The 15971-nt window shown below is 68.4% G+C and carries 17 protein-coding genes; 4 read left to right on the forward strand and 13 right to left on the reverse strand.

What is annotated here, in order from left to right; all coding sequences use genetic code 11:
- Positions 1 to 31: 31 nt before the first annotated feature.
- From QF040_RS02145 to QF040_RS02160, 4 genes are read right to left on the reverse strand one after another with little or no spacing between them, the layout of a single operon-like run.
- A complete protein-coding gene (locus QF040_RS02145; protein WP_429609609.1) occupies positions 32 to 1171 on the reverse strand; it encodes an ABC transporter substrate-binding protein in 1140 nt (379 codons plus the stop codon).
- Between the two features lie 28 nt (positions 1172 to 1199).
- On the reverse strand, positions 1200 to 2291 hold the full coding sequence (locus QF040_RS02150) for an ABC transporter permease (RefSeq protein WP_429609610.1): 1092 nt from the start codon (positions 2289 to 2291) through the stop codon (positions 1200 to 1202).
- On the reverse strand, positions 2288 to 3805 hold the full coding sequence (locus QF040_RS02155; protein WP_429609611.1) for a sugar ABC transporter ATP-binding protein: 1518 nt from the start codon (positions 3803 to 3805) through the stop codon (positions 2288 to 2290). Before QF040_RS02155 ends, QF040_RS02150 begins: the two co-directional genes overlap by 4 nt.
- 2 nt (positions 3806 to 3807) lie before the next feature.
- Positions 3808 to 4743 (reverse strand): SMP-30/gluconolactonase/LRE family protein, encoded by a 936-nt coding sequence (locus tag QF040_RS02160; protein WP_429609612.1) that lies wholly within the window; start codon positions 4741 to 4743, stop codon positions 3808 to 3810.
- A gap of 243 nt (positions 4744 to 4986) precedes the next feature.
- Between QF040_RS02160 and QF040_RS02165 the strand changes: the two genes are divergently transcribed.
- The gene (locus QF040_RS02165) at positions 4987 to 5997 is read left to right on the forward strand and encodes a LacI family DNA-binding transcriptional regulator (protein ID WP_429614603.1); all 1011 of its coding nucleotides are present in this window, start codon (positions 4987 to 4989) and stop codon (positions 5995 to 5997) included.
- 18 nt (positions 5998 to 6015) lie between these two features.
- Here QF040_RS02165 and QF040_RS02170 read toward each other — a convergent pair whose 3' ends face one another.
- Both QF040_RS02170 and QF040_RS02175 read right to left on the reverse strand, forming a co-directional pair.
- A complete protein-coding gene (locus QF040_RS02170) occupies positions 6016 to 7086 on the reverse strand; it encodes an L-idonate 5-dehydrogenase (protein WP_429609613.1) in 1071 nt (356 codons plus the stop codon).
- Positions 7087 to 7098: 12 nt separating this feature from the next.
- Positions 7099 to 8052, reverse strand: coding sequence for a 2-hydroxyacid dehydrogenase (locus QF040_RS02175; RefSeq protein WP_429609615.1), 954 nt, complete (start codon positions 8050 to 8052; stop codon positions 7099 to 7101).
- 168 nt (positions 8053 to 8220) lie between these two features.
- Between QF040_RS02175 and QF040_RS02180 the strand changes: the two genes are divergently transcribed.
- Genes QF040_RS02180 through QF040_RS02190 form a run of 3 tightly spaced genes read left to right on the forward strand, consistent with a single transcriptional unit; the run spans position 8221 to position 10264 of the window.
- Positions 8221 to 8982, forward strand: coding sequence for an SDR family oxidoreductase (locus tag QF040_RS02180; RefSeq protein WP_429609617.1), 762 nt, complete (start codon positions 8221 to 8223; stop codon positions 8980 to 8982).
- 2 nt (positions 8983 to 8984) lie between these two features.
- The gene (locus QF040_RS02185) at positions 8985 to 9878 is read left to right on the forward strand and encodes an NAD(P)-dependent oxidoreductase (RefSeq protein WP_429609619.1); all 894 of its coding nucleotides are present in this window, start codon (positions 8985 to 8987) and stop codon (positions 9876 to 9878) included.
- A 47-nt stretch (positions 9879 to 9925) separates the two neighbouring features.
- A complete protein-coding gene (locus QF040_RS02190) occupies positions 9926 to 10264 on the forward strand; it encodes a hypothetical protein (protein ID WP_429609621.1) in 339 nt (112 codons plus the stop codon).
- A 6-nt stretch (positions 10265 to 10270) separates the two neighbouring features.
- Here the strand turns inward: QF040_RS02190 and QF040_RS02195 are convergent, their stop codons facing one another.
- From QF040_RS02195 to QF040_RS02225, 7 genes are all read right to left on the reverse strand, one after another.
- Positions 10271 to 10747: a hypothetical protein gene (locus QF040_RS02195; protein ID WP_429609623.1), complete on the reverse strand. Its 477-nt coding sequence runs from the start codon at positions 10745 to 10747 to the stop codon at positions 10271 to 10273.
- A 163-nt stretch (positions 10748 to 10910) separates the two neighbouring features.
- A complete protein-coding gene (locus QF040_RS02200; protein ID WP_429609624.1) occupies positions 10911 to 11315 on the reverse strand; it encodes a DUF6194 family protein in 405 nt (134 codons plus the stop codon).
- A 20-nt stretch (positions 11316 to 11335) separates the two neighbouring features.
- On the reverse strand, positions 11336 to 12304 hold the full coding sequence (locus tag QF040_RS02205; RefSeq protein WP_429609626.1) for a tripartite tricarboxylate transporter substrate binding protein: 969 nt from the start codon (positions 12302 to 12304) through the stop codon (positions 11336 to 11338).
- A gap of 55 nt (positions 12305 to 12359) precedes the next feature.
- The gene (locus QF040_RS02210) at positions 12360 to 13760 is read right to left on the reverse strand and encodes a sensor histidine kinase N-terminal domain-containing protein (RefSeq protein WP_429609627.1); all 1401 of its coding nucleotides are present in this window, start codon (positions 13758 to 13760) and stop codon (positions 12360 to 12362) included.
- A 9-nt stretch (positions 13761 to 13769) separates the two neighbouring features.
- Positions 13770 to 14435, reverse strand: a complete 666-nt coding sequence (locus QF040_RS02215) for a response regulator (protein WP_429609629.1) — start codon at positions 14433 to 14435, stop codon at positions 13770 to 13772.
- Between the two features lie 188 nt (positions 14436 to 14623).
- Positions 14624 to 15628 (reverse strand): Bug family tripartite tricarboxylate transporter substrate binding protein, encoded by a 1005-nt coding sequence (locus QF040_RS02220; RefSeq protein ID WP_429609631.1) that lies wholly within the window; start codon positions 15626 to 15628, stop codon positions 14624 to 14626.
- 65 nt (positions 15629 to 15693) lie between these two features.
- On the reverse strand, positions 15694 to 15915 hold the full coding sequence (locus QF040_RS02225; RefSeq protein WP_429609632.1) for a hypothetical protein: 222 nt from the start codon (positions 15913 to 15915) through the stop codon (positions 15694 to 15696).
- Between the last annotated feature and the right edge of the window lie 56 nt (positions 15916 to 15971).

Consider the following 15971-nt stretch of genomic DNA (forward strand, 5'->3'; position numbering starts at 1 on the left):
GCGTGGGTCGTTCCATCGCCACCGATGGCGCCTACTTCGGCGCGGGCACCCACACCGCCTTGTACTGCGCGCGGTAGCCGTTGTCCGGATCGAACACGTTCTTCGGCCCGCCGTCCTTGCCCACGTTGCCCGTCGTCACCAGGTGCACCTTGGGCACATAGCCCGACCACTTCTCCTTGGCGAACGCGCGGTTGAGTTCGTCGACGATCTGCCAGCCCTGCATGTTGAGCGGCTCGGGCACCGTGCCGGCCTGGTAGCGCTGTGTGCGGATGCGCTGATAGGCGGCTTCGGAGCCGTCGCCGGCCGACACAGCCTTGGGCGATCCGTCGCCCTTCTTGCCTGCCGCGGTGAGCGAGGGGCCCATGAAGTCGAAGTACAGGTCGTTGATGGCCAGCGAGTGCGTCCACTTGTCGCCGAAGCGCTGCAGCAGCGAGGTGGTGAGCTGCGGCATGCGGGTGGAGCTTTCGGAAATCGGGCTGTCCTCGAAGCTCAGCACGGTGCAGCCGCCGCACTTCTTGATGACCGCTTCCATCGCGCGCGCTTTGTAGAGCGCAATGGCGTACTGCGAGTCGGTGAAGATCACCACGCCGGCCTTGCCGCCCGAATCGGCCACCACCCACGAGGCGGCGACATCGGCCACGTCGTCGGTCACGGTGGTCACGTTGGCATAGAGGCCGGCCTTGTCGTTCGGCCCGGGCTGCTCGCCCGAGTGCCAGCCGACCAGCGGAATGCCCGACTTGGCCGCGCCAGCGAACGCCGCCTTCTGCTCGGTGGTGTCGAAGCCGCCGACCACGATGCCCGCGGGCTTGACGGCCAGTGCCTGGTTGAGCGCCGCGGTGCGTCCGCTGACCGTGCCCTGGCCGTCGATGACGCGCACCGTCCAGCCGATGGCGCGCGCCGCTTCCTCCACGCCCTTGCTGACGCCCACGATGCCGCCGTTCTTCATGTCGCCCGCGACGAAGACGATGGTCTTGCCTGCGGCGGCCTTGGGACCGGTGGTGGGGCCGTCCCATTTTTCCTTGGTCATGGTGGCGATCTCGACCTTCTTCTTCGCGGCGTCCAGGAAGTCGTCGGCCATCGCCTTGGGCGCCAGCGCGGCGGCGCACAGCGCCAGCACGGCGGCGGCGACGGTGCGCGCGGGAACCACACGCTTCTCACTCTTCTTCTTCATGCTTGTCTCCAGTCGTTGCGGTGAACCGTCACTTCGACGGCGTTGAGGGAACCGGTTGTTGCGCATGGTCGAGCTGGCGCTCGGCGATGCGCCGCTTGATCGAGCGGTTGCGCCGCTGCTGCGCCCAGCCCGCGATGCCGATGGACACCAGCAGCGTGAGTCCGTTGAACAGCGGCTCGACATAGAAGGCACCGCCGAACTGCTGGATGCCCGAGATGCCGATCGCCAGAATCGCCACGCCCACCAGCGTGCCCCACACGTTCACCCGGCCCGGCCGGATGGTGGTGGAGCCGAGAAAGGCGCCGACCAGCGCCGGCAGCAAGAATTCGAGTCCCACGCTGGCCTGCCCGATCTGCAGGCGCGAGGCGAGCAGCACACCCGCAAAACCCGAGAGCAGGCCCGAGGCGACGAAGGCGCCCATCACGTGCTTGCGCACCGCGATGCCGTTGAGCTGCGCCGCCTTCGGGTTGGCGCCGATCACGTACAGCGCGCGCCCCAGCGGCGTGAACTCGGTAACGACCCAGAGCGTGACGCTCACCGCGACCACGTAGAACGCGCCGACGGGCAGGCCCAGCAGGCTGCCGCCCGCGATGCCGACGAAGCCGTCGGGCAGGTCGCCGACCACCTGGCGTCCGCCGCTGTGCCACATCGCGACCGCATAGATCACCGTGCCGGTGCCCAGCGTGGCGATGAAGGAATCGATCTGCGCGAGCTCGACCAGGAGGCCGTTGAGCACGCCGAACAAGGCCGCGCACAGCAACACGATGAGCACCGCCGCGGGCCACGGCAGGCCCAGTTGCGTCTGCAGGCTGATCGCCAGGATGTGCCACAGCACGATGCCGTAGCCCACGGTGAGGTCGATCTTGCCGGTGATCATCGGAATGGTCGCCGCGAGCGCCAGCAGCGCGATCACCGACTTGTCGGCCAGGATCGCGCGCAGGTTGAACAGCGTCGGAAAGGTGTCGGGCAGCAGCAGCGAGAACAGCAGGGCGAGGCCCACCATCAGCGCCACGAGTCCGTAGACCGGCATCGCGCGGCCGATGCGCTGCGCGAGGGAAACGGCCTCGCCGTCGAGCGACTTGTCGGGCTCGAGGGCGGTGGATTTGATTGAACTGCTCATGCGGAAATTTCCTCGTGCGCCACGACGGCGCCTGCTGCCAATGCCAAAAGTTTTTCCACCGTGATCGCATCGCCCGTCAGTTCGGCGGCGATCAGCCCGTCGCGGAAGACGAGCACGCGGGTGCACACGGTCGCGATTTCCTCGAAATCGGTGGAGACCACCACCAGCGCGGTGCCGGCCTCCGCGCGCTCGCGCAGCACGCCGTAGATCTGCCGCTTGGCACCCACGTCGACGCCAGCCGTGGGCTCTTCGAGCACCACGAGCGGTTTGTCGAGATGGAACCATCGCGCCAGCACCACCTTCTGCTGGTTGCCGCCCGAAAGCTGCTGCACCTCGGCCGACGGCGCGGGCGGGTTGATGTCGAAGCGGCGGATCAACGAGAGCGCGTTGTCGTTCTCGCGGCGCGGGCGGTCGAAGGCCAGCCCGCGATCGCCATGCAGCGCGGCGTTGGGGAACAGGTTCTCCAGCACTGTCATCGAGCCGGCGAGGTTTTCTTCAAGGCGTTCGCCGGCGACATACGCCACGCCCGCGCGAATCGCATCGGCGGGGCAGGTGAAATCGCATTCCTTGCCGAGCAGCCGCATCCGCCCCGCCGACAACGGCTCGCGCCCGAAGATCGCGCGGCTGATGGCCTCGTGCCCCGCGCCGCGCAGGCCGACGAGGCCCAGCACATCGCCGCGGTGCACAGAGAGGCTCAGCGGGCCGGCATTGCCGCTGGCCGCGCCGTCCAGTTGCAGCACCGGCGCGCTGTCTGCGGGAACGTTCGCCTTGGGCACCGAGGCCGACAGCGCCTTGCCGACGATCAGCCCGACCAGCTCGCCTTCGTTGGTGTGGGCGGTGGTCTTCACCGCCACCAGCTTGCCGTCGCGCATCACGGCCGCGCGGTCGGAGATGGCCATCACTTCGTCCAGCCGGTGCGACACGTAGAGCATCGCCATGCCCTGCCGGCGCAGTTCGCGCAGCACGCCGAACATGCGCTCCACGTCGCTCATCGGCAGGCTGGCCGAGGGTTCGTCGAGCACCAGCAGGCGGGCCTTGACCTCGAGCGCGCGGCCGATGGCGAGCAACGATTTCTCGGCCCGCGTGAGCGAGAACACGCGGCGACCGGGGTCGATGTCGCAGCCCACGCGCGCCATCACGCGGCGCGCGGTGTCGTTCGCGGCGGACCAGTCGATGAGCCCGAAGCGGCGTGGGTAGCCGGTGCCCAGGCCCACGTTCTCCGCGACGGTCATCCATTCGACAAGGCCCAGGTCCTGGTGGATGAACGCGACGGGCTGCTCGCGGCGGTCGGTGCGACGCCATGCGGCTTGCGGCTGGCCGTCGAAAAGAATCTCGCCCTGGTCCGCGGGATAGATGCCCGCGAGCAGCTTGATGAGCGTGGACTTGCCCGCGCCGTTCTCACCGAGCAGCGCGAGGATTTCGCCGGCGTGCACATCGAGCGTCACGTGGTCCACGGCCTGCGTGCCGCCGAAGCGTTTGCACAGGGACTGGAATTGCAGCAAGGGCGCGTTCATGGTCACGTCGCTCCGCGTGTGTGGAGGCGGATGCGATAAAGCGAGGTAGAGGCGCACACGTAGAGCTCGTTGCCGTCGCTGCCGCCGCTGCCGCCGCTGCCGCCGAAGGTCAGGTTGCCCACCTTCTCCGGCACTGCGATGCGCGCCATGCGCGTACCGTCGGGGTGGTAGACCTGCACGCTGTCGGCACTGCTCGTGTAGAGAAAACCGTTCACATCGACGCGAAAGCCGTCGGAGAGCCCCGGGTTCACCACGGCGAACACGCGCGGGTTGGCGAGGTCCTGCCCGCCGATCACATCGAAGGCGACGATGTGGTGGTGGCCCGAGCCGTCGGTGCGCAGCGCGGCCGAGGTGTCGCTCACATAAAGAATGCTTTCGTCGGGCGAGAAGGCCAGGCCGTTCGGCTCCTCGATGAAGTCGCTCACCGAGCGCAGCGCGCCGTTGGCGGGGTCGAAGCGAAAGACATGGTTGCGGCCCAGTTCGCTCTCGGCCTTGTGGCCTTCATGGTCCGAGACGATGCCGTAGGGCGGATCGGTGAACCAGATGCTGCCGTCGCGCTTCACGACCACGTCGTTCGGCGAGTTGAGGCGCCGGCCCTGGTAGCGGTCGACGACCACCTCGTCGGCCAATGGCACGAGGTCGGGGCCGAAGCGCGTGCGCACGATGGCGCGCCGGCCGTGCGAGCAATGGAGCAGGGCGCCATCGGCCTCACGCGTGTGGCCGTTGGTGAACTCCACGCCTTCGCGCCACACGGTCATGCCGCTCTCGGCGTGCCAGCGCAGCATGCGGTTGTTGGGAATGTCGCTCCAGAGCACCGAGTCGTCCTCGCGCATCCACACGGGGCCTTCGCTCCATGCGGCCCCGGTGCACAGGCGTTCGAGCGCGGGTGAGCCATGGGCCACGGATGCGAAACGGGCGTCGAAGACTTCGATGGTCATGGCCGAAGTCTGGCATCGAAAGTGATACCGGTAACCTAGGCTTTTCCCGAACACGGATGCAGCCGGTCATCACTCTAGAATTTCCGCAATTTCAGAGGTCGGAGGATCGAATCAAGGAAGCGGATTTTTGGTTATCGGTATCTGCCGACTCATTCGCATCCCTCGCATATCCTCAGACCCCATTCCAGAGAGAGCACCTTGCCCCCGACCAAAGCCCCCGTTCCCCCGTCCCGCCCGGCAACGATGGCCGATGTGGCCGCGCGCGTGGGCGTCTCGAAGATGACGGTGTCGCGCGCGCTCAACCGCAGCGCGGGCAGTGACCGCGCAACCTCCGAGGCGCTGCGCCAGCGCATCCTGCAGGCCTGCGAGGACATGGGCTATGTGATCGACCAGACGGCGCGCACCTTCTCCAGCAAGCGCTCGGGCTTCATCGCGGTGCTGATTCCGTCGCTGAACAACTCCAACTTTTCAGAGACGGCGCAGGGCATCACCGCGGCCGTGGAAGCGCGCGGCCTGCAGGTGCTGCTGGGCTACACCGACTACCGCGTGGAGAACGAAGAGCGCCTGCTGCGCGCGATGCTTGCGCGCCGGCCCGAAGGCGTGATCCTCACCGGCGGCTCGCACACCCCCGCCGCGCGCGCCATGCTGCAAGCGGCCGGCGTGCCGGTGGTCGAGACGTGGGACCTGCCCGACCAACCGGTGGAGCACACGGTCGGCTTCTCGAATGCGGAGGCGGCCGGCGCCATGGTGCGGCACCTGCATGGCCAGGGCTACCGGCGCATCGCGTTCATCGGCGGCACCTCGAACCGCGACACGCGCGGTGCCGACCGGCAGCGCGGCTATGCGCAGGCGATCCGCGAACTCGGCCTGCCCGACAGCCGCGTGATCAGCTTCGGCCAGCCGCCGATCTCGATGGCGCAGGGCGGCGAAGCGGTGGCGCAGTTGATCCGCCAATGGCCCGACGTGGACGCGGTGCTCTGCGTGTCGGACCTCTCGGCGTTCGGCGCCCTGATGGAATGCCAGCGCCGCGGCTGGAATGTGCCGGGCCGCATCGCGATCGCGGGCTTCGGCGACTTCGAAGTCGCGCGCGCCTGCCATCCGCGCATCACCACCGTGGCGGTGGATTGCGTGGGCCTTGGCAAGGCGGCGGGCGAGCTGCTGCTGCGCGTGATGGATGGCGCCGTCGACGGCCATCGCCCGCCGCCGGAGACGGTGATGATCCCGTTCCAGATCACCCAGCGCGAGAGTTCCTGAGGCCGCTCCCGCACAGGCTCAGGCGGTTGCGGCTTCCCCGACGTCCGCAAAATCGATCAGCACCTTCATCGCCTGCTTCCGGTCGCTCGCCAGCTCGAAGGCATCGCGCGCTTTCAGCATCGGGAAGGTGTGCGACACCACCGGCGACAGGTCGATCCGCCCTTCGTTGATGAGCCGCACCGCAAGCGCGAACTCCGCATGAAAGCGGAACGAGCCGCAGATGCTCAGCTCCTTGGCGACCACCATGTTCTGCGGAATGCTCACGTCGCCACCCAGGCCCAGTTGCACGACGATGCCGCGCGGGCGCATCACCTCGAGCCCATCGCGCAGCGCGCGTTCGTTGCCCGAGCATTCGAGCATCACGTCGAACGTGCCCTTGTCGGCCGCGTAGCGCGACACCCACGTCTTGTCCTGCGCGACGTTGATGGTGCCGTCGGCGCCGATGGCGCGTGCGATCGCGAGCGGCTCGTCGACCATGTCGGTCGCGACGATCTCGGCCGCGCCGTGCACGCGCGCCGCCGCAATCGCCAGCACGCCGATGGGGCCGCAGCCCGACACCAGCACGCGCTTGCCCAGCAATGAACCGGCACGCGACACCGCGTGCAGCCCCACCGAGAACGGCTCGGCCAACGCCGCGAGGCGAAGCGGCACATGGTCGGCCACCTTCACGCACTGTGTGGCCTCGCACAGCAGCATGTTGCGGAACGCCCCTTGCACGTGCGGCGTGCGCATCGCGCTGCCGTAGAAGCGCATCTCCAGGCACTGGTTGGGCAGGCCTTCGAGGCAGAACTTGCAGGCGCCGCACGGCCGGCTCGGGTTGATGGCGACCTTGTCGCCGATGCGCACGCTCTCCACGCCCGGCGCCACCGCGGCCACGGTGCCCGCCACTTCATGGCCCAGCACCATCGGCTCCTTGATGCGCACCGTGCCGAAGCCGCCGTTGTGAAAGTAGTGCAGGTCGGAGCCGCAGATGCCGCCCATGCCGACCTTCACCAGCACCTGGCCGGGGCCGATTTCGCCGGCGTCCTGTTCGTCGAGCCGGAGGTCGTCCGGCGCATGGATCACGAGGCACATACAACGCATACGCATGGAATTTTTCCTTCAGGCCACGGGGGTGATGAGAGGCAGGCCGCCGAAGTGCGCCTGCAGGTTGCGGCGCACCAGTTCGCCCATGGCGCGGCGCGTCTGTTCGGTGCCGCTGCCATGGTGCGGATGCAGCACCACGTTGTCGAGCGCCGCGAAGCGCGGGTCGATGCGCGGCTCGTTGAGGAACACGTCGAGCGCAGCGCCAGCAATGGCTTTCTCCTCGAGCGCCTGCAGCAGCGCGCCCTCGTCGACCGTGGTGCCGCGCGACACGTTCACAAGCCAGCCGGCGGGCCCCAGCGCCTGCAGCACTTCCGCGTTGACGATGCCCCGCGTGGCCTCGCCGCCCGGCAGGATGACGATGAGCACATCGCACCAGTCGGCCATGGCCGTCAGGCTGGCGAAGTGGAGGTGCGGGCTGTCCGCCTTCGGCGTGCGGTTGAAGTAGCCCAGCTCGACATCGAAGCCCGACAGCCGCCGCGCGATGGCACTGCCGATGCGCCCGAAGCCCGCGATGCCGATGCGCTGGCCGAAGACGCGCGTGGTCAGCGGCATGCCGCCGTTGGCCCAGGCACCGCTGCGCACGAAGGCATCGCCGGCCGGAATGCGCCGCTGCAGCGCCAGCGTGAGCCCGACAGCGAGGTCGGCCACGTCGCCGTTGAGCACGTCGGGCGTGTTGGTCACGCGGATGCCGCGCGCGCGGCAGGCGGCGAGGTCGATGCCGTCGGTGCCGACGCCGTAGCAGGCGATCAGCTCCAGGGCGGGCAGGGCGGCGATGAGTTCGGCGTTCGCGCCCAGTTCGCCGCGCGTGGCCACCGCGCGGATGTTCGGCGCGTGTTCGGCGATGAAGGCCTTCCGGTCGGGCGCCTCCCACAAGCGATGCAGCGTGTACTGCGACCGCAGGGGCGCCATGTCCCATTCGGGGTAGGTGCCGGGCATCAGCACGTGCGGGGATGGGGTGGCAGCGGTCAAACGGTTCTCCTGCGGTGCTATCGCAAATAAGGTATCGGTAACTCTAGTGGCCGCAAGGGAGAGATGGAATGCAGGTTTCACCCATTGACGGCTTTTGAAGATACCGGTAACTTAAAAAAGCTGTCACGCACCAACCCCGCATCCGCTTTCCTTCGCAAGGAGCTTTTCTTGAAACTGTTCGACCTGTCCGGGCGCATCGCCCTCATCACCGGCTCCAGCAAGGGCATCGGCTTCGCGCTGGCGGCGGCGCTCGGTGCAGCCGGTGCGCGCGTCGTGCTCAATGCGCGCGATGCCGCCTGGCTCACCGCGGCCCGCGATGCATTGCGCGCCCAGGGCGTGGCGGCCGAGGCCGTGTCCTTCGACGTCACCGACGCCGCTGCCGTGGAAGCCGGCGTGGCCCGCATCGAAGCGGAGATCGGCCCGATCGAGATCCTCGTCAACAACGCCGGCATGCAGCACCGCGGCCCCTTCGCCGAGTTTCCGATCGATGCCTGGCACAAGATCACCACCACCAACATCGACAGCGTGTTCCTCGTCGGCCGCTTCGTGGCGCAGCGAATGATCGAGCGCCAGCGCGGCAAGATCATCAACGTGTGCTCGGTGCAGAGCGAACTGGGCCGGCCCAACATCGCGCCCTACGCCGCCACCAAGGGCGCGGTGAAGATGCTCACCAAGGGCATGGCCATCGACCTCGGCAAGCACGGCATCCAGGTCAACGGCCTCGGCCCCGGCTACTTCAAGACCGAACTCACCGAAGCGCTGGTGAACGACGAAGCCTTCACCGCGTGGCTCTCGGGCCGCACGCCGGCCGGCCGCTGGGGCGATGTGCAGGAGCTGGGCGGCGCGGCCATCTTCCTGGCCTCGGATGCCTCTAGCTTCGTCAATGGCCACATCCTCTACGTCGACGGCGGCATCACCGCCAGTCTCTGACCATGACGTTCAACCGCCAGCGCGTCGCCGTGATCGGCGTCGGCATCATGGGATCGGCCATTGCGCGTCGATTGCTCGAGTGCGGACACGCGGTGAGCGTGTTCGATCTCGACAAGGCCAAGGTTCAGGCCCTGCAGGCGCAGGGCGCCCATGCCGCGCCGACCGCGGCCGATGCAGCGGCTGCGAGCGATTTCGTGATCACGAGCCTCAACGCGGCCGCCGTGGTCGAACGCGCACTCTTCGGTGAGAACGGCGTGGCCGATGCACCGGCGGATGCGCAACGCCTGGTGATCGACATGTCCTCCATCGATCCGCCGTCCACACGCCGGATCGCGCAGACGCTGCGCGAACGCACCGGCATGGGATTCGTGGATGCGCCGCTCTCGGGCGGCGCGCCCAAGGCGCTGCTCGGGCAACTGACGGTGATGGCGGGCGGCAGCGCGGAGGACGTGACGCGCGCCCGCGCCGTCATGGGCAGCCTGTGCGCCAACTACACCCACATGGGCGAGAGCGGCGCCGGGCAGACCACCAAGCTCGTCAACCAGCTGCTTTGCGCCATCGGCTTCCAGGCCGTGGCCGAGGCGGTGCGGATCGCGGAAGCCGGCGGCGTCGATGCCTCGAAGCTGCCCGCGGCCCTCGCCGGCGGCCGCGCCGACAGCCAGATCCTGCGCGAGTTCGGTCCCAAGATGGCCGCGCGCGACTACACGCCCACCGGCCGCATCGACAACATGCTCAAGGACCTCGAAGCGGTCCAGGGTTTTGCGCAAGGCCAACGCCTGCCGTTGCCGCTCGCGGGCATCGTCTCGGAGCTGCATCGCACCTTCGTGGCGGCCGGGCTGGGGTCCGAGGACACCGCGGCCATGATGCGGCAGTTCGACGGCTATGCCCGCGGCTGAACGCACCGATTCACATCCATCGAATTCAATCCAGGAAGCGAAAAATCATGTTCATCCGCTGCGCGTTTTTCAAGGGGCAGGTCAAGCCCGGCATGGAGCAGGCCTTCAACCGCCATGTGCACGAGACGCTCGTGCCGTTGTGGACCCGCTTTCCCGGCGCTCTCGAAGTGCGCGTGCTGCGCCAGCTGGAAAGCGATGTGGGCGATCCTGAACTCGCGATGGTGCTGTCCATCCGCTACGCGAGCCGCGAGGACATTGCGCGGGCGCTCGATTCACCCGTTCGCTACGAAAGCCGCGAAGCATCCAAGGCGCTCTTCGACATGTTCGACGGGACCGTTTTCCACACGGTCTTCAGTGCGGAGGAGTTCCCGCTCCCTGCCGCCTGACTGCGCTCACTGGCTCGCCGATGCGTGCAGGTCGCGCGGCAGCCGCAGCGTGCTCGCGCTGGCTCCCTCGGGGCAGGGGCCGTCGGAATAGATCGCATCGCCCTCGGGCATGACGCACTTGATCACCACGGTGACGGAGGGTGCCGCCTTGGCGGGCTCGACGGAAGCCTCGAGGTTGGTGTCCGCCGGCGCTGCGCGATGGAACACCGGCATGGCCGGCTCCACCGATGAACGCTTCACCGAATCCGGCAACCCGAGGCGGCCGGCCGATTGGGTGGCCTCGACATAGGCGGGCATGACCGCAGGTGGCGGGGCCGGCGTGCGCGCCGCGCTCTCGTGCACCAGGTCTTTCAACGTCACGTAGAAGAGAGACATCGCCACCAGCGCCACGGCCAGGCACGGTGCCCAGTACCGTTCGGAGCCGGCGCGGGACGGCGCGGCATTGCGCGGCTCGAAGGTGTCGATCGTGTGTTGCAGGCTCATGGCGCGGCTCCTTATTCGTGTCCTGCAGTTGTAAGCGGCGGAGACTGCGCGCCGCTGTAGGCCTGCGCCATGCGTCTTGACGGAATCCACCCCGAAACCGCTACGGAGAAGATCGCTGTCCCGCCACTTGGCGTGAGCGCACCAAGGGTCGGCCGCCGACGGGTTACTTGGTTTTGTCTCGCGCGGCCGCGAGGTTGCGGGCTTCGGCGATCAACGGCTTCACCGTCTCGAAGGTCCTGTCGCTCGGGTTGATCACGCTGACCCAGTGCATCTTTCCGTACACCGGATGCGGCATCAGCCGGTCGAGCGCGGCGTAGTCGATGCCTGTCGGTTCCTGCTCGCCGAACAGCGCGCGAAAGCTCTCCTTGCCGACGCCGATGTTCAGGCGGAAGACGCCCGGCCGGTTCAGCTTCGAAGCGTTGTCGGATTCGTGGTCCTTCGTCACGATGGTCGCGAAGGGAAACTTGTTGTCCGCGCCATGAAAGAAGAAGGTGTTGTCGTCGGCGACCTGGAAGTGGCCGCCGCCGAGCATGTCGATGATGTGTTGGGTGATGTCGTCTTCGGTCATGGAGATGCTGCTTCGTGTGCTCAGGGCTTCCAGCGGCGCAATCCGAGCTCGTCCGCGAGCGCCTGGTAGGTCTTGATGCGGGCCTGCACGTAGTCGTCGAGCGCGGCGCCGGTGAGCGCGAAAGGATAAAGGCTGTGCCGCTCGCGCAGCGCCGCATAGCCCGGCGCGGCCGTGGCTTCGGCGAATGCGACGGTCCAGGCGCGCACAGAAGCTTCGGGCACGTTCGCGCTCAGGTACAGGCCGCGCACGGTCGGCCAGACGATGTCCACGCCTTGCTCGCGCGCGGTCGGCACGCCGGTGAGCGCGCCGCCCAGCCGCGCTTCCGACAGCACGGCCAACAGGCGCACCGCCGCGCCGCCCGCGATGGCCTGCAGCGCCTCGGCCGCATCGCCGGGGAACACATCGACGTGCTTGCCCTGCAGCGCGCCCAGCGCATCGCCGCCGCCTTCGAACGAAACGAAGCGCATCGCCTTGTGGTCGCGGCCCGCGGCGCGCACCAGCAGCGCGGCCTTCACCCAGTCCTGACTGCCGACCGTGCCGCCCGCGCCGAAGGTCATGCGCGAAGGGTCTTGCCGCAGCGCGGCGACCAGGTCCTGCAGGCGCTTGTAGGGCGAGTCGCGGTGCACGGCGATCACGCCGTAGTCGGTGCCGAGCGTGGCGATCCAGCGCACGGCCGACGGCGGGTGCGGCCCGAAACGGCCCTGTGCCAGGTTGAGCAGCGAGCCGCTGGAGAACGCGACCAGCGTGCCTGCGCCGCCGAGCTGGCCGGTGGCGATGCGGTCGAAGGCGACGGCGCCGATGCCGCCCGGCAGGTAGCGCTGGCCGAGCGGCGAGCGCGAAGGGCGCACCGCCTGCAGCGCATCGCGCGCGAGGGTGCAGGTGAGGTCGAAGCCGCCGCCGGCCTTGGCGGGAATCACGCAATCGGCCGCGGCCAGAGACGGGTCGCCGGACTGCGCTGTGGCGGTGCCGGGCACGAGCAGTGCAGGCATTGCACGAAGCACAACGCGTCGGGTGAAGAGGGGGAACTGCATGAAATTTGCGCCGCTAGCTGGCCGCCGGCCGGGGCCACCAGATGATGGCATGCAGCCCTGAGCCGGTTTCCCGCGCCTCGAGCCGCAGTTCGCCCCGGTGCCGCTGCGCGATCGACCGCGCAATCGCCAGCCCGAGACCGAAGCCGCCCTTGCCCGCACGCGCGCCGCGCCGAAAGCGCTGGCCCAGCGCGGCGCGTTCTTCGTCGCTCAAGCCCGGGCCATTGTCCTCGACGTTGAGGCTCCAGCCCGCGGCATCGCCCGCAGCAAAGAGGGTGATGGTTCCTTCGGCGGGCGTGTAGGTGATCGCGTTCGCCACGAGGTTGCTCAAGGCCTCGCGCAGCAGCCCGCGGTCCGCGACCGCGAAGAACTCGGGCGCGGGCGCATGAATGCCCAGGTCGATGCGCTTGGCGCGCGCGAGCGGCAACAGGTCGATCGCCACTTCGCGCAGCAGCGCCGCGAGGTCGAACTCGGCCGGCTCCACCGCCACCGTGTCGCTGCGGCCGAGCGCAAGCAGTTGCTGTGCGCTGCGCGTCGCGCGGCCGATCTCGATGCCGAGCGCATCGAGCGCGGCGCGCACCTGCGCGGGGTCTTCCTCGCGCCTTGCGTAGTCGGCCTGCATCTGCAGCGTCGTGAGGTGCGTGCGCAACTGGTGCGAGGCGTCGTCCAGAAACTGCCGCTGCTGCGTCACGAGATCCTGCGTGCGCGACATCTGCTGGTTGACCGCATCCACCAGCGGTCGCACTTCGGCGGGCAGGTCGGTCGCGGCGATGCGCGTCAGGTCGTCGGGCGTGCGCGCCTCGACCTCGCGCGCGAGCCGCGACAACGGCCGCAGCGCCGCGGCGAGCACGATGGCGGTGCCGCACAGCAGCAACGCGAGCACCAGCCCGTCGCGCAACGCCGCGCTGCGCACGAAGCGCGCCGTGAACTCCTGCCGCGAGCGCGTGCTCTCGCCGACCTGGATCAGCACGCTGCGCCCGGTGCTGCCGGCCGGTGCACGGTCCAGGTCGCGCCGGTAGGCCGCGAGCCGCACGGCCTCGCCGAAGTAGGTTGCGTCGTAGAAGGCCGGCACGCCCATCTTCAGTTCGGCGGGCGGCGCGGGCAGATCGGCGCTGCCGAGTTCGACGAGGCCGTCGGAAGTCGCCACCCGAAAGAACACCTGGCCGCTCGCCGTGAGTTCGAAGAACTCGAACATCGTGTACGGCAGCTCGACCGAGAGACCGCCCGATGCGGTGGAGATGTTGGCGTCGATGGACTTGAGCGCGCCCAGCAGCGAGCGGTCGTAGGCCGCGTTGGCGGCGGCGAGCGCGTCGTGCCGCGTCATCCAGAGTTCGAGGCCGGTCACTACCAAGAGGGCAGGAAACAGCAGCAGCGCGAGCCGCTGCCAGAGGCTCGCGCGGCGCAGGAAGCTCGGCATCGCGCGCACCTAGTCGGCTTCCAGCACGTAGCCCAGGCCGCGCAGCGTGACGATGCGCACACCGGTGCCATCGAGCCGCTTGCGCAGGCGATAGACGAACACCTCGACCGCTTCGGGGTGCACCTCCTCATCGTCGGAGAACACGCGTTCCAGAATCTGCTGCTTCGACAACGGCTCGCCGCTGCGCTGCACCAGCGCGCGCAGCACCGCCTGCTCGCGCGGCGAGAGCGCCAGCGCTTCGCCGTTCAGCACGAACTGCCGGCGCGCGCTGTCGTACACCAGCGGCCCGCATGCCAGACGCGGATGCTCCACGCCGCGCGCACGCCGCACCAGCGCATGCAGCCGCGCTTCGAGCTCGGCCAGCGCAAAGGGCTTGGCAAGGAAGTCGTCCGCGCCCGCGTTCAGCGAGGCGACGCGCTCGTTCAGCGAGTCGCGCGCCGTGAGGATCAGCGCCGGCAGCCGCTGGTCGCGTTCGCGCAGCCGCTGCAGCACCGTGTGGCCGTCCATGCCGGGCAGGCCCAGGTCGAGCACCAGCGCATCGTGGTCGCGCTGCTGCAGCGCGCGGTCGGCCAGGCGCCCGTCGTCCACCCATTCGACCTGGATGCCCGCATGCTCCAGCGCCTTGCAGAGCCAGGTGCCCAGGGTGTGTTCGTCTTCGGCCAGCAGGATGCGCATGGCGCCGATGCTAGTACGCCGCCCCGGAGATTTCGAAACACGAAAGCGCGTCTTCGCACCGACGGCGGCGTTGCAAATCCTCGCGATACCTGCGGGTATCGCTGCGGTTTGCGCCTTGCCCTCGGCGCGAATCCATCGCTTTCGTCATGTTTCGAAATCTCCGGGGCGGCGTACTGAGCCTGCGGGGCTCAGTCCGGCTTGATGTTTGCCCTTGCGATCACCTTCTGCCAGCGCGCCTGTTCCGCCGCGATGAACTGCGCGAACTGCTCCGGCGTGCCGCCGGCAGCCTCGGCCGCATCGGCCGTGAGCCGCTGCATCGAGTCGGGCGACTTGACCGCCTTCATCGTCTCGGCCGAGAGCTTGGCGAGGTTCGCGGGCGTCATGTTGGCGGGCGCGAGCATGCCGTACCACTGCGTCATCTCGAAGCCGGGGAAGCCTTGCTCGGCGACGGTCGGCACATCGGGCAACTGCGCGAGGCGTTTGGCCGAGCCGGTCGCGATGCAGCGCACCTTGCCGGCCTTGATGAACGGAATGATCGCCGCCGCGCCGATGGCCGAGGCGTCGAGCCGGCCCGAGAGCAGGTCGGTGACCATCGGGCCGGTGCCGCGGTAGGGCACGTGCAGCATGAACACGTCGGCGGTCATCTTCAGGTACTCGAAGGCCAGGTGGCCCGCGCTGCCGTTGCCCGCGGAACCATAGCTCAGCTTGCCCGGCTTCGACTTGGCGTAGGCGATGAATTCCTTGAGGTTCTTCGCCGGCACATCGGGGTGCACCACGTACAGGCTCGGCACCTTGGCCAGGAGGCTCACGGGCTTGAAGTCCTTGTTCGGGTCGTAGGGCAGCTTGGCAAAGATGTACGGGTTCACGGCCAGCGTGCCGATGTGGCCGAGGATCAGCGTGTGCTGGTCGGTGGCGCGTGCCACTTCGCTCATCGCGATGTTGCCGGCGGCGCCCGGCTTGTTGTCCACGAAGACGCTCTGGCCGAGCGTGCGCGAGAGCTCGGCGGCGGTGGAGCGCGCGACGATTTCCGAACTGCCGCCCGGTGCGAAGGGCACGACGAAGCGCACCGACTTGCTGGGCCAGGCGTCCTGTGCCGAGGCCAGGGAGGGCAGCAGGCCGCCCAAGGCGAGGGCGGAGCCGGATTGCAGCCACTGGCGGCGGCTGGAGGGCAGGGAAAAGGGCTTGGCGTGCATGAATGCGTCTCCGTGATTTTTTGGGGAAGGTCGCATCGTGCCCGGAGGTGGCTGTCGGAATGCTGTCAGTGCGGGATGAAATAAAAAAGCAAGGTGCTCGTGGCGACGCCGCTTTTACGCATCACCGCAAGCCTGGAACCACGCGCGGGTCCGGCCGGTTTTCTCTCGGCAAAACCACTGTTTTCCGTAGGTGCCAACAGACTCTGTTGCAAGAAAATGTAAGGTGCAAATAAGAGAGCCGAGCTTGAGAATTTCGCTCGAAGCGGCAGCGCAGCGATGCCGCACATGCCATGCGCTCCTTGCGATGGCGTGGCAGGAGGGGACCCATGAACAGCAGTACGAC

The organism is Variovorax sp. W2I14, assembly GCF_050435205.1.
Lineage (GTDB): Bacteria > Pseudomonadota > Gammaproteobacteria > Burkholderiales > Burkholderiaceae_C > Variovorax > Variovorax paradoxus_C.